Annotated in this window: 17 protein-coding genes and 1 other RNA gene; 4 read left to right on the top strand and 14 right to left on the bottom strand. The window is 47.6% G+C overall.

Annotation, left to right across the window (positions count from 1 at the left end; genetic code table 11):
* Window positions 1-19 precede the first annotated feature (19 nt).
* The 4 genes from G8768_RS20375 to G8768_RS20360 form a co-directional block, all read right to left on the bottom strand.
* Window positions 20-1,279 (bottom strand): HAMP domain-containing protein, encoded by a 1,260-nt coding sequence (locus tag G8768_RS20375; protein ID WP_166843538.1) that lies wholly within the window; start codon window positions 1,277-1,279, stop codon window positions 20-22.
* Window positions 1,280-1,377: 98 nt separating this feature from the next.
* Window positions 1,378-2,088 (bottom strand): aspartate/glutamate racemase family protein, encoded by a 711-nt coding sequence (locus tag G8768_RS20370; RefSeq protein ID WP_166843537.1) that lies wholly within the window; start codon window positions 2,086-2,088, stop codon window positions 1,378-1,380.
* A 108-nt stretch (window positions 2,089-2,196) separates the two neighbouring features.
* The gene (locus tag G8768_RS20365) at window positions 2,197-4,209 is read right to left on the bottom strand and encodes a serine hydrolase (RefSeq protein ID WP_166843536.1); all 2,013 of its coding nucleotides are present in this window, start codon (window positions 4,207-4,209) and stop codon (window positions 2,197-2,199) included.
* On the bottom strand, window positions 4,206-5,075 hold the full coding sequence (locus G8768_RS20360) for an alpha/beta hydrolase (protein ID WP_166843535.1): 870 nt from the start codon (window positions 5,073-5,075) through the stop codon (window positions 4,206-4,208). Before G8768_RS20360 ends, G8768_RS20365 begins: the two co-directional genes overlap by 4 nt.
* Before the next feature lie 240 nt (window positions 5,076-5,315).
* On the opposite strand from G8768_RS20360, the gene G8768_RS20355 reads away from it, so the two are divergent.
* Window positions 5,316-7,469, top strand: coding sequence for a winged helix-turn-helix domain-containing protein (locus G8768_RS20355; protein ID WP_166843534.1), 2,154 nt, complete (start codon window positions 5,316-5,318; stop codon window positions 7,467-7,469).
* A 29-nt stretch (window positions 7,470-7,498) separates the two neighbouring features.
* On the opposite strand, the gene G8768_RS20350 is transcribed toward G8768_RS20355, so the two are convergent.
* From G8768_RS20350 to ssrA, 7 genes are all read right to left on the bottom strand, one after another.
* On the bottom strand, window positions 7,499-7,942 hold the full coding sequence (locus G8768_RS20350; RefSeq protein ID WP_166843533.1) for a MarR family winged helix-turn-helix transcriptional regulator: 444 nt from the start codon (window positions 7,940-7,942) through the stop codon (window positions 7,499-7,501).
* An 8-nt stretch (window positions 7,943-7,950) separates the two neighbouring features.
* Window positions 7,951-8,238: a putative quinol monooxygenase gene (locus G8768_RS20345; protein ID WP_166843532.1), complete on the bottom strand. Its 288-nt coding sequence runs from the start codon at window positions 8,236-8,238 to the stop codon at window positions 7,951-7,953.
* Between the two features lie 125 nt (window positions 8,239-8,363).
* Window positions 8,364-8,621, bottom strand: a complete 258-nt coding sequence (locus G8768_RS20340; protein ID WP_166843531.1) for a hypothetical protein — start codon at window positions 8,619-8,621, stop codon at window positions 8,364-8,366.
* Between the two features lie 1,839 nt (window positions 8,622-10,460).
* A complete protein-coding gene (locus G8768_RS20330) occupies window positions 10,461-12,962 on the bottom strand; it encodes a TIR domain-containing protein (RefSeq protein ID WP_167202808.1) in 2,502 nt (833 codons plus the stop codon).
* 726 nt (window positions 12,963-13,688) lie between these two features.
* Window positions 13,689-14,183, bottom strand: a complete 495-nt coding sequence (locus tag G8768_RS20325) for a hypothetical protein (RefSeq protein ID WP_166843529.1) — start codon at window positions 14,181-14,183, stop codon at window positions 13,689-13,691.
* 129 nt (window positions 14,184-14,312) lie between these two features.
* Window positions 14,313-14,654: a hypothetical protein gene (locus tag G8768_RS20320; protein ID WP_166843528.1), complete on the bottom strand. Its 342-nt coding sequence runs from the start codon at window positions 14,652-14,654 to the stop codon at window positions 14,313-14,315.
* A gap of 848 nt (window positions 14,655-15,502) precedes the next feature.
* Window positions 15,503-15,858, bottom strand: a transfer-messenger RNA (tmRNA) gene (gene ssrA, locus G8768_RS20315).
* 222 nt (window positions 15,859-16,080) lie between these two features.
* Here ssrA and G8768_RS20310 point away from each other — a divergent pair.
* Entirely contained in the window at window positions 16,081-16,692 is a 612-nt protein-coding gene (locus tag G8768_RS20310; protein ID WP_166843527.1) for a thiol:disulfide interchange protein DsbA/DsbL, read from the top strand.
* 99 nt (window positions 16,693-16,791) lie between these two features.
* Here the strand turns inward: G8768_RS20310 and G8768_RS20305 are convergent, their stop codons facing one another.
* Genes G8768_RS20305 through pomA form a run of 3 tightly spaced genes read right to left on the bottom strand, consistent with a single transcriptional unit; the run spans window position 16,792 to window position 19,221 of the window.
* Entirely contained in the window at window positions 16,792-17,397 is a 606-nt protein-coding gene (locus tag G8768_RS20305) for a PilZ domain-containing protein (RefSeq protein WP_166843526.1), read from the bottom strand.
* Window positions 17,398-17,438: 41 nt separating this feature from the next.
* Window positions 17,439-18,452 carry a MotB family protein gene (locus G8768_RS20300; RefSeq protein ID WP_166843525.1) on the bottom strand — a complete coding sequence of 338 codons (1,014 nt, stop codon included), beginning with the start codon at window positions 18,450-18,452 and terminating at the stop codon, window positions 17,439-17,441.
* A 13-nt stretch (window positions 18,453-18,465) separates the two neighbouring features.
* A complete protein-coding gene (gene pomA / locus G8768_RS20295; RefSeq protein ID WP_166843524.1) occupies window positions 18,466-19,221 on the bottom strand; it encodes a flagellar motor protein PomA in 756 nt (251 codons plus the stop codon).
* A 240-nt stretch (window positions 19,222-19,461) separates the two neighbouring features.
* Between pomA and G8768_RS20290 the strand changes: the two genes are divergently transcribed.
* Together G8768_RS20290 and ispA are read left to right on the top strand one after the other, a co-directional pair.
* Window positions 19,462-19,701, top strand: a complete 240-nt coding sequence (locus G8768_RS20290; RefSeq protein WP_166843523.1) for an exodeoxyribonuclease VII small subunit — start codon at window positions 19,462-19,464, stop codon at window positions 19,699-19,701.
* 27 nt (window positions 19,702-19,728) lie between these two features.
* Window positions 19,729-20,622, top strand: coding sequence for a (2E,6E)-farnesyl diphosphate synthase (gene ispA / locus G8768_RS20285; RefSeq protein ID WP_166843522.1), 894 nt, complete (start codon window positions 19,729-19,731; stop codon window positions 20,620-20,622).
* The last annotated feature ends 60 nt before the right edge of the window (window positions 20,623-20,682 follow it).

Genomic DNA, 20,682 nt, shown 5'->3' with positions numbered 1-20,682 from the left:
CCCAGGCCGGACACCCTACCTAAGCAACACCCAAGGTGCGCTGGGAAATCAGCGGGGTGAGTTTCATCAGCAGCTCGCCCCGTTTACCATCCAGCAAATCCTGATTCTTACTGGCCAGCAGCAACATTCCTCGACGCTTACCGACATCGCCAAGCGGAATACCCAATACTGAATGTGCGTGGGTATTGCGCATGAGTTCACGCATTAAACGGCTGTCGCGAATTTGCAGTGAAAAACTGTCGATATCCGATTCCAGCCACAAGCGCTTTTCTACGATATGCTGGCAGATGAACTCGGCCAGATTACCTTCTTCTGCCACCGCCGATTTTGCGAACCAACGCTTTAAACTGCTTGCCGGGCTTGCGGCATTCAAACGCAGATTTTTGTCCTTCTCCAGCAGAATCATGCCTACCCAATCAACATTGAAATATTCACCACAGATGTCCATCACCGCATCCACAGCCTGCTGTTCTCCGGCACCCTCTTCCAGCTGGTCGAGCAGTTTTAAAATCAAATCGATACGCACCGACAGGGAGTTGAATGCGCCGGTTACCTCGGCGACCTCATCAGAGCCTCTGGCACTCAACTGCAAGCCGAAATTACCCTCTGCAACCTTATTAGTAGTTTCCGCCAGGCGTTTTACCGGCTTGATGACCGAGATAAAAAACCACACCGTAAACATTAGACTCACCGCTATCACCGCCAGCGCGAGGGCCAGCGCAAATTTTTGCTGATTGCTTTGTCGAAGCTGGTTGTACTCATCGGCGTTTTTTAACAGCGTTCCAGCCAAGGCTTCCAGTGATTCGCCTTGTTCGCGAATTCTTTGCGCTGCCCATTCCAGACGCGGCTCATTTAAGTCCTCACCTATGGCCTCGTGATAGCTGTTGAGGAAATTACTGAAGCGCTCATTCCATTGCCGATAGCTGGTATCAATATTCTGTGCCGACAGTTGCAACAGTGCCGAACCACCATTCAAGTCTTCCAGGTTTCGGGCAATATTGCTGTTATCGTTTTCCAGAGCCGCAATCGTTTGTTGAAATTCTTTGTGATACAGAGCGACATCACGATAATAGGATTGATAATCCCGCGGAGCATTCGCACCGTACGCGCGGGCCTTTTCCTGCAGATTTTGAATATCGCGTTCAAGTGATTCCGCAGAGGCCAACATCAAGGTGGACTGCTGCTCCAGGCGGGCAGTTTGATTGTGAAAAATAAGATTGACCAATGCGATCAGAATCAGTAACAAGCCAAATAGTGTTGCCTTCGTACCCAGTTTCATAAGACCTCCCCAGCATATGTTATTTGACAGATGCTAAACAGATCTCGGGGCAACTTATCACAAATCTATATCGACAAAGTCATTTTACTGTGAAAGCTTTATTCGCTGGCTGGATCATCCTGCAACGCGTTCACAACCGCTTGCTCGGCATGAATCAACGTGGTGTCCAATAGAGGCACAGCCGTATCTTCTTGAGTTATTAACATACCGATTTCGGTACAACCCAGAATTACCGCTTCGGCACCTTGCGCGGCCAGCAGCTCGACAATGCGAAGATATTCACGCTTGGAGTTTTCCAGAATCTGCCCCTGACAAAGCTCTTCGTAAATAACCTTATGAACAATTGTTCTATCGTCCTGATTGGGCACCAGCACATCAAAACCAAATTTTTCGGCCAGACGATCTTTATAAAAAGCCTGCTCCATTGTGAATGCGGTACCCAACAGTCCAACGCGCGATATTCCACGGGCCTTCAGAGCTTCGGCGGTAGCATCGGCAATATGGAGAAGAGGGATATCAATTGCTGCTGCAATATCGTCGGCCACTTTGTGCATGGTGTTGGTACAGATCAACAGGAAGTCGGCACCGGCCGCTTCCACTTGACGAGCCGCATTACTCAACAGCTCAGCCGTTGCCGGCCAATCGCCGCGATGCTGACATTGCTCAATCGGTGCAAAATCTACGCTGACCATGGCGATTTTTCCAGAATGCAAACCACCCAGCTTTTGTTTTACCGATTCATTGATTACACGATAGTAAAGCGTGGTGCTCTCCCAACTCATGCCACCCAACAGGCCGATTGTTTTCATTTCCCTGGTTCCCTGCCATTGATTTTTAGTAAACGCGAATTGACACACATTTAATAGTGACATCAAGGGAAAAGCAAGGCGGCTACATCCTTGCAGCCACTTCAACGCTTACTGAACAAAAGCCGGTAAAACCTCCGTTGCGGCAAAATGCATAATTTTATTACCCCGTCCATGCGTCGTGGTCACCACGATAAGATCAAGCTCTTCGATGATAATAATGTACTGACCACCCCCACCCTGTCCGGACGTCGTGAAGTAATATTGATCACCGACTTTCATATCCGCCTGCCAAAAGTAATAGCCATAGCCGGGCTTGGAAACATGTGAACCAGTAAAGAAAATGTCTTCCTCAGCCAGACGGACAAGCCGGCTGTTTGCCTTGTCGATAAACGCCGCCGGAATCAACTGCTCGCCATTCCACATCCCCCTGTTCATGACCAGAGTGCCCCACTTAATCATTGCACGCGAAGTCATGCTCGAGCCCCAAGGCCCCCGGATAAATCCACTGTCATCATTACTCCAGGCATAATCGTCGATCGCCAGCTTCCTGAGCAACTCGTTCTCAATAAACGCCCTTGCCGTACCGGGAACCACCGCATTCAACACCTGCATGATCAATTTAGGGTCTTCACCTTTGTAGTCGAAGATCCGGGTCTTTGCATTGATGGGTAAGCTGTGTTCAAGATAGGTCTGCACTTGCCCCTGACCTTTTAGCTGAGCGGGTTGTTTTTCAAAGGCTTCTGTCTGCTCATCTGAAATGGTAATGCCCGAACTCATCGTCATGGCACTGTGCAGCGTAATGTTCTCTACCCCTTCAACGAAGCGAGTCGGATTCAGCTCATCCAGAAAGCTCACCACAGGCTTATCCAGATCGGCCATGCTCAAGTAACCCAACTGAATGGCACGACCGATAGCCAGGCTCAGATACGCTTTGGTGGTAGACGCCTGGGGATGGGGTAAATTGGCCCGCCCACGCCGATAGTAAGACTCAAACAGGAGCTTTCCCTTATGGGCAATCAGCAGACTGTCGAACTTGCCGTGCTGACCTTCGGCCACTTCCCTGGCCAGTTTAAGCAGCCGCTCTCGGTCACCGCCATCAACACCGAGCTGTCCTACCGGTACCGCATCGTTATTGTCTTGGGGGCTCGCACTGAAATACGCATTCTCCAACAGCGGAATTTCCCGGAAGGGCAGCTTGGCTTCTTCGGCCGTTGCGAGTGGAACAGTCCTTGGTGGTCTTGGGAAATTCCCGGAGCGGGATTCAGCTTGAGATTTGAGGGCGTCAATAATCTTTGCGTCCACCCAGTAGATGTCGGTATTGTCACTTTCTACTCCGCGATTAAAGAGTATGTATTTGCCGTCTGGCGTGACAGCCGCATAGGCTTCCCACTTATCGCTATTCACACTTTCGCCCATATTAATGGCCGCCCCCCAGGAACCATCGTCTCTCCGGAAACTGATATACAAATCCGAGTCGCCATAACCTCCTTCTCGCTTGCTATCCCAAATCAAGTAACTTTCATCGGGCGCAATAAAAGGATGAGCCGTATACGCGCCTGAATTCACCACCGGTCCCATCATCTTGGGTGCCTGGCGTTTACCGTTGATTAATCTCGATATACGAATCACATCCTTGCTTTTATAGTCATCGAACACATAAGTGCCCTGCTCCGAAGCCGTCAGGCGCATGATTCCCCAATCCTTTCGATCAAACAGGGGGCCAAGGCTTTTTCGTTCTGACCAGCTATGCCCGAGTCGGTCTTTATATCCTTCGGCCATATGCATACGTTGGCCATCCGGCGAAAATGCAATCTCTCCACGTCGCTCAAATTCCAGGTGCTTCTTCCACACCCCGGCTTCCTGGCGAAAGCCTATGACCGTTGGACGTGTACGGCCACGACGATCGGTCGTGAAATAGAATTCGTTCATACCGGGAGCAAACACTCCCTCAACCTCCCAACTGCCCTTGGAAATAATCCCTGGCGCAAAAGGTTCCGCTGTCATGCCCGGTGGTTTCTGTCCCATATAAGGGCCCCTCAACAGCGGAAACTCATCATCGCTGTAGCTCTGGCCGCTGAACGCAATGACGGAACACAGTAGCATTGAAACGGCAGTCTTCATTTTTCAGCGCCCTCTTGCTCAGAGCCAGATAACCCTTTCAGTTCAGACAACCAAGCCACGGCTTGAACCCCGGTTAAAGGGGCGGCCCTTTGATGGTTCCCTTCGATCACCCGCTGTTCAAGTACCAGGCTCTTGTCGTTTCGGTTTTTCAAAAGGTTGACAAATTCTTCGCCATATTCCGCCAGCTCTTTTTCAAGCGAGCCATAAGACACAAAGACGTTGGCATTCAGGCTTTTAGGGGAAGATGCGGCCAACTTACTTATCGCGGGGATATCGCCATCCAAGGCCGGGCTGCCAAGAATGTAGTTTTTAAAGGTGTCCGGCTGAGCCAATAGAACATAGGCACCAAACACACCGCCCATCGAATAGCCGAAGTAGCTGCGATTATCCGTTTGTGTACGATAGTTACGTTCAACATAGGGGATCACATCCTTGCGGATAAACGCCATATGATTACCTGCCTGGCCAAATTTGTATTTGGCCTGACGTTTCGGATCACTCGCTGGTCTTACCGAGTAATCCCAGGCACGGCTGATATGAGCGCCTTTCTTTTTGAGCTCTTCACTCATGTCTTTCTGCCAGGAGATGCCGACCAGAATGGCATTTTCCATCAAAAATACCGTCGCCGCAGAAAGCAAATCGATATGCCATACTGCATCCGTGTAGTAGATCACGGGATGACGAGCTTCCGGATCTTCGCCATAATTCTCAGGCAACCTTACATACAGCTCATACTGCTTCCCGGCCTGTGTATCCTGAATGGGAATAACCTGGGTTCGTGGCATCTCATAGGACACAAACTCCGCAGCTTCAACCCTGGCACCAGACAGCCAAAACAAGAAAACCAAGATTAAATATTTCTTCATATCGCCCTGCTCCTCACATGAGGTTTGTTTAAAGAATAGTGAGCGTGCAAGCGTTAATGATTCGAAATGGAAATGCTTGATGTTCTTCTGATTTTTCCCTGAATTTTGCCTGACAAAGACAAAACCTTTTCCTATCAACAACTTGGAAACTGATGCATTGCTGAAATCAAGGGTTGTGCTAGGATGACGTCCTTTGCTTATTCTGATTTACGACAGCAGCTGTATCTTGGCAGAGGTAATATGACGGCACAGTATTGGGTGGGCGGTTTTTTTATCGATCCATCCAGAAATCAAATAACACAGAATAATAATTCCCAAACCATTGCCCCCAAAGCACTGGCCGTTCTTACCTATCTGGCCGAGCATCAAGGCAAAGTGGTGAGCCACGAAGAACTGCTCGCCAAGGTTTGGCCCGACACCGTTGCCTCCCCCAATACCCTGCAACGCAATATTGCTCAGCTGAGAAAAGCACTGGGGGACGATGGCAAAGTTCAGGTTTATATCAAAACCCACGCCAAACAGGGTTACAGCTTGGAGTGCGATGTTCGCTGGCAGAAACATTTACCCCCCGTCTCAGCTGATGAATCGTCGGAAAACGAGAACGCGGACGAAATTCGCAGCCAACATAGCCACACCGAAACGCCGACCACAGAAGCTTCCCACTCTCAATCAGCCCAATCCCCCCAATCACGGCTGCCTGTATTCTCTGTCGTTGCTGGCATATTGGCTCTGGCCATTATTGGCTATCAGTTTTTGCTTCCTAAGCCAAACGCGACACTTAAGTTTGAGACATTGCGATCCCTTACCGCGACAGATGACAAAGAATTCGACGCGAATTATTCACCTGACGGTGAGTACATTGTTTTCCACCGTTATCTGGATAAGCAGTGCGTTAATAAAGTGTGGGCTAAAAACATCCGAACCCAACAGGAAACCCAACTGACCAAAGACTGGGGCGCCTATGGCCCCCACAGTTTTTCTCCCGATGGCAAACAGTTGGTTTTTTTGGCGACAGGAGCCTGCAATCAACCCGTTATCGAAAGCAACTGCTACAACCTGGTTAGCCTGGATTTTGAAAAAGCGCTGGCCAGCCCTCAACAACCTGAAGTTATATTGCAGTGCAAGAATTCGAGCGTCAAAAAGCCCACCTGGTTAAATGACGGTAATATTGCACTGCTGCAAAGAGAATCAGACCGCTGGGACCTGATCAAGTACGACACAAAGAAAGGTCGAAGCAGCGACATCTACTCCCTGCAGGAAGGTAATATTGTCCACTACGCCTATTCACCGCAGGAAGACCTGATCGCCCTCACACGCTTCCACCCTGATGGCTCACAGCACCTGGATATGCTCAAACCCGACGGACATCTTGTGTCCAGCCACCCGATCAGCGTTCCATCCGAGATTCCCAAAACTCGGCCACTGTATCCAAACTTCAGCCCCCTGGAAAATCAACTGGTCTTCAGCACAGGGCGGCAACTTTTTACGCTGTCGTACGAAGGGAACATTGAAAAAGTCAGCCTGCCTTTCGCAGAGCGAATGGTTCAACCCGAGTTCCATCCCAAAGGCAAACGCCTGCTCATGATCAAAGGGCCTTACGACAGTGACATCAGCCAGCTTTCCCTTGAACAGCTTACCCAATTGCCACAAGGCTACCCGAGCATCGAACGCTCAAACCTCGGCGAGGGATACGCCAGCTTCCAACCCAATGGGAACTTGATTGCGTTCTGGTCTGAACGCTCTGGAGACAATCAGCTTTGGGTCAGCGATGGAAAAAACCCTCGGCAGCTTACGCAATTTCCAATGGATACCTATATTCGGGGCATAGAATGGGCCAAAGACGGTCAGAGCTTACTGGTCAACGCCAATAATCAACTCACCCAGGTATTTCTGGATGCCCGCCAAAAAACCTTGCCCATGAAATACCCAGCCGTTTTATTCTACGACTGGGACAGCGAAAGTAACCACGCCTTAATACTGGCTCGAATAGAGGGCCTGCTGAAACTGGCCGAATACAATTTAAACAGCGACGAATATCAAGTCATCAATGACAAAGCCGTGCTGTGGGCGCAAAAAAGCAAAGACGGCGAGATTATCTACAAAGACGTGCGCGACCAATATTGGCGCCCCGGCGCCATTGAAGACCAGCACATAAGCGCACTCGACAACCTGCGTGGAGACGCCAAATCATTTGTGATGGATGGCAACACCCTTTACGCCATAAGCAGCCAAGAACAATTGTGGTCTTATGATCTGGATACCGACACTTTTTTAATTCTGGGCAAAGTCGGGAAAGAGGTTGATTCCTTAAGCGATGTTCGCGATGGCCAGGTTTTGATGGAGATTCAGGTTGCGGCCAAGAAGGAAGTGGTGGAGTTGGTTTTGGGGGAGTAAGTACGCCCCCAAGGCAATACCACCCCTCATCACGCTTCCACACCAGCCATAAAGTTATCGATCAACTCATAGTAGCCAGGAAGAATCTTTTTCAGAAATTTCCTTCCTTTCTCGGTCAGAAAAACCTGCTTGGCCCGACCATCATGCTTATCGGCCTTGATAGCAATAAAATTGTCACCCTCCAAACTTTGCAGAGTGCGAGTCATCACCGGGCGAGAGACGTCGATGCGCTCAGAAATTTCACTCACCAGTAAACTTCTACGCTCCGGCTCACGATCAATGACCAGCAGAATAAGAAATCTCAGCTGGGAACTGTTATGACTGGAAAAATAGGCTTCCAACTCGCGAATCAACAAACTGGCCTGGCGCATCATCAGCAACGCTGCCTCAACGGAATCCACATTCTTTATAGGGTAACGATCTGCGTATCCTTGAATCATCTGCTTTGATGGAAGCTCTTTAAGAAAGAACATCGTATTACCTATACCAGCTTGGACAACTTATTGATTTCGACCGGTTCAGCCAACCACTCCTGATACGACTCAAATACCGGAACGATATAGGGCATTGCATAGTGCTGATCCAACGCGGCCTGGTCATCCCATTCCTCATAAAGATATATCGAAGTATCGTCCTGATGTACTGCGAACTGATGGCACCCCATCTCTTTTAGGGTTTGTGGCACAACGCCTAAAATGGCATGTTTTGCAGATTCGAAGAATTCCGGCTTCGGTGTGATTTTGGCGATAATGAAGAGGTTTTTGTTCATTTGGGTGCTCCCATGAAATTTAATTATCATGGTAACCATATAGGTAGCAAAAATCAAAACCAGCTGAAAAGGCCGATATCTAAAGCCTGGTTGAAACTTGGAAGATTAAGGTAAACAGACGTCAATTAATCCTGAAGCAGCACTCTTAAGCGTCGAATTTCTTCCAAAAGACGTGGAACATCTTGCCGAGAATGAGCGATAAAGTCTTGATCTGCTGTAGTTGCACCAGACAACTCAATATCGTCCCCCCTATTTTCCCCTTCTCCTGTCATTATAAAGTCAGAACCACTCACGTGATCGCGCCCCTCAACATAAGAAACCCAAGGGCCGCAGGTTGCAGCATTACATCTATCTTGTATTTCCTGTAGTTCCTTATCGTTCATAAGACTTCACCTGTTAGGATTACGTACTGTTGGTGTCATCCACTGCTCAGCTTGTGCCGGTGTTAGTCCTGACAGAGTAGCATGATTGGGGTTATTCTTTGTTGTAGATGGAATAACATCACCACCATTCTAATTCGAGACGAAAAATTTTTAGCACAATACGGGAACATTTAAAAAATACGCCTCTATGCCTAGCTCAATCACCAGATTTCACTATGCCTTGAATCGCTGTATTTTTGAGTTACCCAAAGAACAAGCTAGCCACGCACTTAGATACACTTTTTGCAAGCCACGTCATTGTGCAAAACGAGGACTTATTAACATTGAAAAGGACATTTGGACAAACACGGAGTTGAGAGTTTTGACCCATTCCTTAGTACCTCTTCAATTTAGACCTATCTACGGTACAGTGCATTTTCAAGTTATAACGCCTTTATAAACGGCGCGAACTTTTTGCTTGTGCTTCGTTGCTTGGCCTTTTTAAGCGCGAATTGACACCTCACTTTTTAACCGCTAAATCTGATAACCAATTATATAGTCCGTCAATTAGTTTGGAAAATAGAGTGGGTAAGTAATACCACCAAAGACTACCCAAGACGCCGAAATAGAGAGCAGGTAAGTACAGATTGTTCCATTCAGGACTACCCTCAACATGTAATATTGGAGTGAGAACCCCAAGGCTAACGGGAAAATCGATAAGCATAAATATCAGCCAAGTCATTTCAGCATCGGTGGCTTTAACAATATTGGCATGCAATACAAAAACATACAAAATTGTATGGACACTGAGAAAAACCAGCCCTAGCACTATTCTAATTTTCACAGTTTTTTACTCATAACGCCTCAAGCAGGGGCAAGCAAAGCGCGTAACGCTGCCAACTGCGGCCGAACATATCTTGTAAGGCCCAGCACAAGCGTCTTTTGCTTGTGCTCCGCTGCCTGGCCTTTTTATACGCCTTGCTAATAGGTTCGAAAATATACTGCTTCCAATTTCTACTGAATCATCATGATGCGAGCAGAAATCGTCATAATCAAATATCAGCGTCATCAAAATGCTCGGATGGTTGACTCAGCCTCCTAGGATTACTCCGGGCTATCGAAGCAGCAAGCTCCAAGTTTTGAATTAGCTCTTCGTCTACTTTATTCACTAGGGTATATAACGCTTTGCTAATGGGCAGCCGAAGCTTAGCGCGGGCTGTCCCGTTGAGGACGCGCTTTTTGCGGCCGGAACGTAATTGAGCAACTTGTTAAATGTTTTTCTGCCACACATTTAGAATACCCTTTGTAGAGAGGCTTGAGTCCATTTCATAAATGCCTTTCACGACTTCACTGAGACTTGTCTGATTAAGCTTACAAGCAAAAGGCAGTTTCCCGTGAGATTGGCTGACGACACATATTCGCATTTGACCAACTTGCTCATCTAGCCATGAATAGCAAACTTATCTAAGCCTTCAACCTTACTCTTATGCAGATCAGCACAGCTGGCAGCGTTGGCCCTTAGTGAATAATCGTGACATGAATTGGTACAAAATGAACGATGCAGGCTCAAATAGCATCAAGATTGTTGAACCACCAAGTGTTAGAAAGCGGTAAGCTGTTGATTTTAAAGTACTTTATTTTCTTTGGCATGTTCTTAGTGTACCAAAAATGTGTCCCATTTTGCAGTATTTATAGCGACGAAAGCGCTCAAAATGAGCGCTCCCATGTAGAAAGATAAGGCAGAGCTAAACTAGGTTCAACTCCCTGTCTGGACGCGAGTTCAGTTTCTTTATGGCAGTTTTTGAGTGTCTTTGGTTTTACTAGCCCCTTATGAATGAAGGCTTGCCTAAAGAGTGTAAGTTATGAATTAATCTCTCCAAGATCAAATTCGATATCTTCGCCAAGTATTCCTAGCTCGCCTTTATAATTCTTTCTCTCTTCGTATGGAATTGTTGTGTCTTTGGCTAGAGTCTTAAGGCACTTTGTTCTAATCCCTTTGTATTGGGTTGAGCTTTTATCAATGTAGCCTTCTGTAATATGTAGAGCTTTTTCGGGGTGCCCCTTTTCTAGTTCAAGGCTAGCTTGAAGAGAGACTTTTAAGTCATTTTTACTTTTAGGATAATCCGATCTGATCTTACTTAGTTCTTGATCTGCTTCGATTAGCTCTTTGGATTTTATTAGAGATTTGACGAGAGCTACTCGGCCAGAGAAGAATCTAGGGCCTCCCAGATCGACTGCTTCCCTTGCGTGGTTTAATGCAAGGCCATTGTTTCCAAATGAAAGGTGATAATCAGAAAGCCTAAGCTTGTAGTGTTCCGGCGTGTCGAGGAGTTCAAGTTGACTGATATACTTTTCAGCAGACGACTTTTCTTTTCTTTTGATGGCTATTCGTGCTGCCATATCGATGACTTGATTATTGTTTGGTTGGATTTTTAGAGCTTCTCCAATATTTTTCTCGGCCGAATCTAAATCTCCAATCATTAAATAACAGTGAGAGAACTCTCGATAAAGAGCAAATCCTTTTCTGCCATGCTTTTTTGCCTTTACGTATGATTCAATGGCTCTTTTTATATCCCCTTTCTTTCGTTGCAAAAAGCCCTCCAAGTAATATACATTACGGTACTCGTCCAGTGGATAAAGGTTGTTTAGATGCTCGTTTGCTGAATCCCACTTTTCCTCTTGAATGAAAGCTTTAATAAGAAATGTTCTAGCTTTTGCGCTATTGGGGTTTGCGTTGACGGCCTCTAACCCGATCTCTATGGCCTCCTTAAACTTTCTTTGGTGATAAGCGTTCTCTAAAAGCTTTATATAATCTGAGTTTAGTTTTATGCCTGCTTCTCTAGCACCTTCATCACCAAGAACAAAACCTAATCGAAATAAAACTCGTGAGATGTCGAGTTTGTGATCGTCATCTGCTGAATCGACGTATTCATTTAAAGTTTCTTTAATTACCGATAAGTCTTTGTTTTTGGGATATCCAAAGACTTCGTTCACAGCCACTTTAATTGGATCGGCAATTCTGTATAGTTTTCCATCCTGAATCCTTACTAATGAGCAGTCAATAAGTTCGTAGACTCGGTCATGAGACTCAGAGTCTTCGCAATCATATAGAGACAAAATGCACTTAAGAGGAAGTGGAGAATAGTTTGACAAAACCTGAAGAACCTTAATGTCTTCTTCTGTTAGATCGTGATCTTGTACATGTGTTATGAATCTCTTCTGGCTGAATTGCGTTAATTTCCTCTTGTCGCTCATCAATGCATCGACAGAGTATGTAGAAGCCTGCTTAACTGCAAAATACGCAGCAGGCGGGTAGCCGTTTATATAGTCCATTAAATCTCTTATACTTTCTTGAGAAAGTGAGATGGATGATCGTGAACTTAATCTGGTAAGGAGTTGAGATGATGCTTTGCTGCTAAGCTGGTCAACGGGAACGCATTCTACCTTTATATCATTATCTCGACTGATTCTTCTGCTAAGAATTAGGCAGATATATGCATCTGAAAGTTGATCAATACTTTCAATGACTTTATTCATGGTGCTAGAAAGGCAGCCGTTATCCAGTGTTAATCCCCCTGAGTCTACAAAAATAGGAAGCTCATTGGCAGATATTATGGACTGGATATTACTTGTTATGCGGAGTAGAGCTTGGGCGTCCGATAAGTCATTTATCTCGCTGACAATGTCCCTCAGTTCCTCTTGGCATGAATAGGGCTCAATAATATCCGCCAGCTTAGCGCATAGGGAATTAAGAGTTTCTCCTGCCTCAATTTCAATCTCTACACATTTGTGAAGTGAGAATAGATCTTTTGTTACATTTCGTACTAATGATCGCCTGCCGATTCCTGGCAGGCCAAAGACTGCGAGTGTTTTTGGTGGGGGAGAGCCATCTATAGGGTTTAGTGACTCTTCTAGTAACTCTCTCTCTTTTGACCTACCCAGGAATACGGGTCTTTGGAACTCATCTGCAGCTTCTTCGAGCCTGTGTTTCACATCTCTCGCTATGGTGCTTGGAGAGTTAACTTTCTTTACTAATGCGGTTCTCAACCAGCTAGGTAAATCGGTTACACTTACATCATCATTAAGGATAAAAACAATGGATCGCTTCAAAACTCCTTTTAGTTTTGCGTAGAAAGCTTGCTCAAGCTCAAATTGGCACCATACAGAGCCCAGCGAGTTGCGCGTTGCAAAAAATACAAAGACCGTTGAAAGTTGAAGTTTTTCCTCAATTGACTTCTGAAATTCTTTCCCGTTATCAAAAGATCTTTCATCAAATATGCAGTTATAACGGTTTAGTTGATTCGCAACCTCTCTTACAATTTCTTTATCAATAGATGAGTGGGAAAGAAAAGCTTTCATCATGTACGTCCTTGTATCTAATTTGTTTTGGGGCTGATTTTGCGTAGTTGGTTGTGCTTTAATTCATGGCTCGAAAAATCAATAGTACCCATATTTATTGCTAATATATAGCCTGAATTTGTGAATAGGCTTCTTAGCCTAGGTTTTAAAATCGGAGATTTATCAAAGTAACCAAAAATGCAGAAGCGATCTGGTTAATCCCGAAACAATCATTCAATGGATCTCCCCAAAACCAAAAAGGGCCTATCCCTCGCTATCATTTAGAGCATAAATTGACAAAAATTTAGCTCATAAAGTGTCATTGTCGCTCAGCGGTGTAATTTCCGCACAGGATTTTAGCTGAAACGGAGGGAGGTCTGTCCACTCACCTCGAGGGTGGACAGACCTCCCTGCCAGATTCGTCAAAATAATTCTAACTAATGCTTTTCTATACACCCCCAACAATATTGCGCGCATTTCTGCGCTTAGGGAGGATGACTCTCCTAGGCACAACCCGCTTCATTCACAACTGCCAAGTGTAAATGCTGTACGAGTGTTTGCTTATTGCTGATTTATCCGCTCAATGAGCAATCGATCTGCTATTTGGATGGCTTGATCCTGAAGCATTTTCCGTCAGCTTTCCAAGCTTATTGTAGGTGTAGGTATTTGATTTTTAGCTAAGCAAACGGTACTGCTCGTCATATTGGACCACTTCAACACCATTTTCATGGGTACGGTTACCTATAACGCCTAAAGCAGGCGTTCGCTTTTTGCGTCACCTTGCCTTTGATTGTTAACATTTTCCCGGATATGCCGAAATGCTCGAGTTCTAACCTCTCGAATATATGCAGCCTTATCAAGACACGCTTCTCCTGACCTTGCCAAAGAATTCATTTCTCTTTCTGCCTTTGTGAAGGCTGAAACAATAACAGTATTACGGGAAACTAAATATGAATGTTTATATTTTTTTAATTCCTCGTTTACTTCGATGTACCTCTTGGTAATTTCAAATAACTCTGGGAAAACAGCGGCTGTTTCAGACTCACTCATTTCATCGAGCTTATGGCTCTCAAACTCTGTAAGAATGGTATTCGCCTTTTCTTCTAGGTCTCGAGCTACGCTAGCTAATACCTTTTCAGATACGTAAGGCTTTACTTCAGGCCATTCTGCAGCTTTTTCGGAGAATAGAGCGGACGAATACTTCCAATTTGTATTCTGCGTATAGCACTCCGACTCCTTTGTCACTGAAGTAGAGCAACCCCCAAGGACTATAACTAATGTTGTGATAGCCAATTTGTGCATAATGATGCTAAAACCTCAAACACCGAAGGCAAAACCATAGCGACGGAAAAGTTGCCCCGCTTGAACAACTTGTTACATGCCGTGAACTGCCTGACCCACAAACATAGCGACAAGTGAAGATATAGCTGCTGAATACAGCATATCTTTTGGTAGACCTGGATTTTCACTGAGCAAACCAACAATGCCAAATAAGATGGCCGCGCCACAGTACAGGGAACTTGAAACCGACCACTTAACTGATATAAGAAGCAAGCCTAACAATGTAACTGCAAATACAACGACTAGTCTAATTTTTTCATGGCGCGACTTAGCCCCATATTTTTTCTCATGCCCGCGACGAGAAAGCCTTGCCGCCACGAAGAGACCAATGCCGATTGCAACAACAATACCTAGCTGTATTATTAGATCATTCATTTTCTATACGCATGTAACAGCTTACTCAACAGACAGGTATAAAAAAACCAAAAAACGGACGCCTCTTAATAATTCGGGGATATCAGAAATAATAGGATGGTGTCCGTTTAAATACCTGGCTGCATTCCTTTGTCTAAAGCTCTAATTTATTGTTTTAGTAGAGTTTTTTCAAGCATTAGTAAAATTATACCGAGCTCACGAGACCTGGCGTTTAAATCGCCTTTATTTGGCTACCCCCTTGTTTTTTCTCTTGCGTGGCTTTTTTTGAGAGGCAATTTTTGATATGTAAGCCATTGATATAAAAACGCCTATGTTTTATGAATTGTTAATTCCCCAATTATTAGGAATGTGTCGAAATCGTGCCATTAAAATTATGGCTGTATATCCGTGCGGCCTTCTTGCTGCAGGCTTTAGTTTAAGGATGACACTTTCATTAACAAAATTGTATTTTCCAGGGCTGTCCCTCTCAGATTTAATGCCTGTAACAAATAAGGAGTAAAGCTAAAGAACAAAAAAATATTTAAGAGATTGCTTTGATCAAAAATCTCAAGCAGTCAGCCGCTCTCAACTCCTTGCTCTGAAAGTCTTTCCGTTAAGTGAAAAACTCAATCCATCAAATACGCTTTTCCATAGACGTGCACTACTGTCGGCTGAATATAAACATGGCTTCCGGCAAGACCCAACAACCTGAATTTGTGAATAGGTCTCTTGGTCCAGACTTTAAAATCGGAAATTTATCAAAGTAACGGAAATGCAGAGGCGATCTTGTGAATCCCGAAACATTCATTCAATGGATCTCCCAAAACCAAAAAGGGCCTATCCCTCACGGGATAGGCCCTTTTTGGTTTTGGTGGAGCCGGCGGGATTTGAACCCGCGTCCGTCAGCACTCCGCCAGAGGATCTACATGCTTAGTTCCGTCTATTGATTTAACCGGAATCAGCCCAACGGGCAGGACGATTCAAGCGAGCCTGGTAAAAGTTTTAACAGCGCCACCCCAGACGTGCTTTGCTGCGATCCCATTCTAAGTGACAGTCAGTAGCGCGGTATGGGCACCTTGCTAATGACCGCTAGCGGGCTTAAGCCGCTAGAGCGTAGTTGTCGTCGTTGGCAACTATAAAGTTACAGCTTTGGATTAACGTGATTGGCTGCCATCACGGCATGCACCAAAGGTTTTGTCACCGGCGTCGAATCCTAATCGGCCCCGAAGTTTTAAGTGCTTGAACGACCAAGCCTTAAAACCCTCGCTGTGCGAACGCCAATTATAGCCTGATTTGGGGAACTATTTCACCTGGGAATTTCTAAGAGCTGGATTAAGAATCGTAAGCTCGGGTCATGCCCTTTGCCCGGTGGCGCAAAGCGTTTACACTCTGGCTTTTATTTGGGCAACGCCCTTTAACGCCTTTAAGAACCATAATGGAGATGCCAATGAAGCGTTTTATCGCTCTTTTTGCGGGCCTCACTCTGGGTCTGCTCAGCAGCCTGGCAAGTGCCCAAGCCAAGTTTCAGGAACACAAGCACTATGAAGACGTTGCCCCGGATGTTGCGGCCAAAGACCTGCCACGAACTGTAACCGGCTTCTTCTGGTACGGCTGCAGCCATTGCTACGCCTTTGAGCCTACGCTGGACAAGTGGCTGGAGCACAAATCCGATAATATCGAGTTTGTTCGTGTACCGGCGGTATTGGGCCGCAATTGGGTGCCTCATGCCCAGGCCTTCTACGCCACCGAGAAGATGGGCATCAGCGATAAAACCCACCGTGCGCTGTTTGATGCCATTCACAAGGATCGCAAACCCCTGTTTGCCCCGGCCGACATTGCTCAGTTTTTGGCCGACACCAGCGGTGCCGATGCCGCCGAAATCCTGATGAATATGAACTCTCAGGAAAGTCGCGACGCCATTGCGCAATCCATCGATACTGCACAGAAGTACCGTTTACGCGGTGTGCCGGCCCTGCTGGTTGGCGGTAAGTATTTGGTCGACCCGGGTTCCGTGGGTGAAGAGCTGCCGGAGGTGATTGAGTTTTTACTGGATCAGTAAACTCAACACAAGCCCATAAAAAAGCCGGAGTGGATGCTCCGGCTTTTTTGTTTCTGCATGGCGTTTTCGAAGGCGCCTGCAAATCCCTCTTGCGCCTCATCATTCCTCGACCACATCGCCTTTGACTTCGATACGATTGGGTATGTCTTGCCTGGCTTCACGCAGTTGATCCCCCTGCCGGCGCACAATGTGCTGGATCAGAACTTCTTGATCGTGTTCGCTCATATTGGCGAAGTCCATGCGGATGTAAAATTTCTGGTTTTCTTCATTCATGCTGCACGACACGACGGTCGCGTAGCACTGTACCAAGTGGTTACCCGGCTTCAGGGACATTTCCAAACTGATGGTGGCACCCTCAGGAAGAGATTCATCAGCAAAGAGCGCCATGCCGCATGCGCTGATGTTCACCTCGTGAACCTTATACGCCACTTTGCGAACCAGATAGCTGTCCATTTCCAGCTGATTGATAACGGCGCTGAGCTTGGCGTTCAGGGTTTCCATCAGCTCGGCAATCAAGGGGTCGCGCGTATGCAACTGACCACAAAGGTTAGCGATTTTATTGTCGTAGGAAGCGATCAGGTTCAGGGAATCTACCGGCGTAATATCGCCTTCGACCTGATTGGCCAATTCCTCTTCCGTGAGCAGGCGATAAGCTACCCCGATGCTGTCATCGATGCGGAAAAAACGGCGGCGTTCCTGACTCATAGTGAATGTCCAATCTGGATGACGCTTTCACGCCATCGTGTTTAAAAAATTTCGTTAGGCTTTAAGTCAAATTGATATTTCGGTGGTTCAAGATCCAGATTGCGCAGCAGGTCTTGCCCGTCCTGATTTTGCAGTAACTTCTTATCGTCTTCGTTCAACTCATCGTCCAGGCCCTGGCTGATCATGATTTCAACCCGGCGGTTCTTCGCACGATTTTTGCGGCTGCTGTTTTCTACCAACGGTTTAGTTGCCGCATAACCGGCCACTTCAAAACGGTTTTCGGCTACCCGTTTGCCCACCATCAGCGCATGGGCAACTGATACGGCGCGCGCAGTGGAAAGCTCCCAGTTGGAGCGGAAGCGCTTGGTGCGAATCGGCACATCGTCGGTATGGCCCTGTACTTGTATTTTACCGGGTTGCTTGGCCAATACAGCGGACACTTCTTCCAGCACTTGGAAGTATTTTTCGCTCAGTGTTGCAGAGCCGGATCTGAAGGAACCTTTCTCACGTATTCGGATAATAATTTTCCGGCCGATGGTTTCGATCTCGATTTCACCGGTAACGATCTGAGCCTGGAGCGCTTGCGCCAGGACGGCCGCGTCGCGCTCGGTTTCTTTAATCAGCTCTTCGAGCTTTTCTTCCAACCGTTCCTGTAACTCTTTGTCACTGGCTTTTTCAACACCGGCTTCCAGGTCTTCCTGGCCTTTTTCAATATCAAACTCATTGGTCTGATCAAATTCCAAACTCGATTGCGTGATGTCTTCGGTCTTCTGCCAGATCTCATTGATCGGCGTCGGCTCCGGAATCGCCGGGCTGAATTCCCGGGCGATGATGCTGGTGCCTTTCGGTGGGTCTGTAACTGCCAATTTGGTTTGCACACCAAAGGCCTGGGACAGGGAACCCGCAAGACGTTTAAATTTTTGTGCATCCATCTCCGAGAACGACAACAGCAATACGAAGAAACACATCAACAAGGACATCAAGTCGGCGAAGGTTCCCATCCACGGGGGGAGGCCTTCGACGCAATCACAACTTTGCTCTTCTTCATCACTCATGGTTCACCCCCAATCAGTCCGCCGCTTCGCGCTGGCCTTCCGGCAAATAAGTGCGCAGCATGGATTCAATCACTCGAGGGTTTTGCCCGCCTTGAATGGCAAGCAGTGCGTCGATGACAAGGCTTTTAATCATGGCTTCTTCAGCGGCACGCAGCTTGAGCTTGTCGGCCATAGGCTCACAGAAGGCGTTCGCCATAACGGCGCCGTATAGGGTGGTCAACAGAGCAACCGCCATTGCGGGACCAATCGATTTGGGGTCATCCATGTTGGCCAGCATCGCTACCAGACCAATCAAGGTTCCGATCATTCCCATTGCCGGTGCCATACTCGACATGGACATCATGATGCTGGCGCCGACCTGATGACGCTCTTCAGCCAGCTTGCGGTCATTACTGAGCAGTTGTTTGACCACATCGGCATCGTGGCCATCCACCAAAAGCTGGATGCCCTTTTGCAGAAAGTCACTGCTGACTTCTTTACCTTCCAGAGAGAGCAAACCACCTTTGCGGGCTGCGTCGGCCAATTCAACAATTTCGTCGATCAGGGGGCCAGGCTGCTCCAGCTTGTTGCTCATGCCTTTGCCAATTACCTTACCCACGCCCAGGAACTGCCCCAGGCCGAATTTGGCCATAACCGCGAAGATACTTCCGCCCACTACGATCACCAGCGAAGGGATGTTCACGAACATACCCAAATCGCCACTCATGAGCATGGTGACAATGATAAGACCGAAGGCGCCGATAATACCGACTATGGTTGCTAAATCCACAGATTGCTCCTTAGCGTGCACCCTGATTTGGCTTGCGGGTGCTTATGATGTTTATCCACTAAGGCTTATATCGGCCGTTCCCAAGACAAGTTAACCCCTTATCTTTAAAATGTAGTACGACCACCAACTGAACCCGCTGGTTTGGCGTAGCAATATCCTTTTTAGCGGCTAAACGCGCATTGACCCAGCCATTGGGCTCAGGTAGGGTGGCGCCATTCTTAATTAGCGGCAGCGAGCAGCATGACAAAAGACAAAAGCCCGAGTTTTGAATCCTCACTGGCCGAGCTGGAATCCCTCGTGGAAGCCATGGAAGCTGGTGATATGAGCCTGGAAGATTCCCTGGCAGCCTTTGAGAAAGGGGTCAAACTGACCCGCCAATGCCAGCAGCAACTCAGTGCCGCCGAGCAGAAGGTTGAGCTACTGATGGAACAGCAGGGCGAATTGATCAGCCAGCCATTTGAAGACGGCAGCGAAGGCTAATTACTCGCTGAATAAGGTACCCCTACCGTGAGCTTTGATTTCCCCGCCTATGTGCAGCAGTGCCGCGAACGTGCTGATTCAGCCATCGCCAAGGCTCTGACGAAGAGCCATTGCCCCCAGAAGCGCCTGCTGGAAGCCATGTCCTACAGTGCCACCAATGGCGGTAAGCGTGTGCGACCTCTGCTGGTTATGGCCGGTGCCGAAGCTTGCGGCAACAGCGCCAGCCCGGCCGTCGACAGCGCAGCGGCGGCTATTGAGATGATGCACGCTTACAGCCTGGTTCATGATGATTTGCCTGCCATGGACGACGACAAGCTCCGACGCGGACTGCCCACTTGCCATATCGCCTTTGATGAAGCCACCGCCATCCTGGCCGGAGATGCCCTGCAGAGCCAGGCGTTCAGCGAGCTGGCCGAGTTGCCCAACTGCCCGGACAAGATCAAACTACAACTGATTCAGGAACTGGCCAGTGCCGCCGGTGCCGCCGGCATGGTGGCGGGCCAGGCCATTGATCTGGCCTCGGTCAATCAGCGCATCAGTCTGGCCCAGTTAGAACAGATGCATCAGCTGAAAACCGGCCGAATCATCCGTGCAGCCATCCGCATGGGCGCCATTGCCTCCGGGCGCAGCCAGCCAGATCAGCTGCGCGCGCTTGACGACTACGCCGACGCCATCGGACTGGCCTTTCAGGTCCAGGACGACATTCTGGATGTCACCGCCGATACCGCCACCCTGGGCAAGCAACAGGGCGCGGATGAGGAACTCAACAAACCCACCTACGTCTCCCTGCTGGGCCTGGATGCGGCCAAAACCAAGGCCGAGCAATTGCGCCAGGATGCCCATCAGGCACTGGCGGCCTTTGGCCCCGAAGCCCTGGCCCTGAGAGCCCTGGCCGACTATATAGTGCAGAGAGCACATTGATCGCCTGATCGTCTAATAAAGGGCGACCGCGCTTTGCTTTGCCGGGCCTGGCCGAATACA

The sequence above is a fragment of the Pseudoteredinibacter isoporae genome, assembly GCF_011602085.1.
Classification (GTDB): domain Bacteria; phylum Pseudomonadota; class Gammaproteobacteria; order Pseudomonadales; family Cellvibrionaceae; genus Pseudoteredinibacter; species Pseudoteredinibacter isoporae.
The sequence above is the reverse complement of the archived record's forward strand: the minus strand, read 5'-3'. Positions and strand labels throughout refer to the sequence as shown.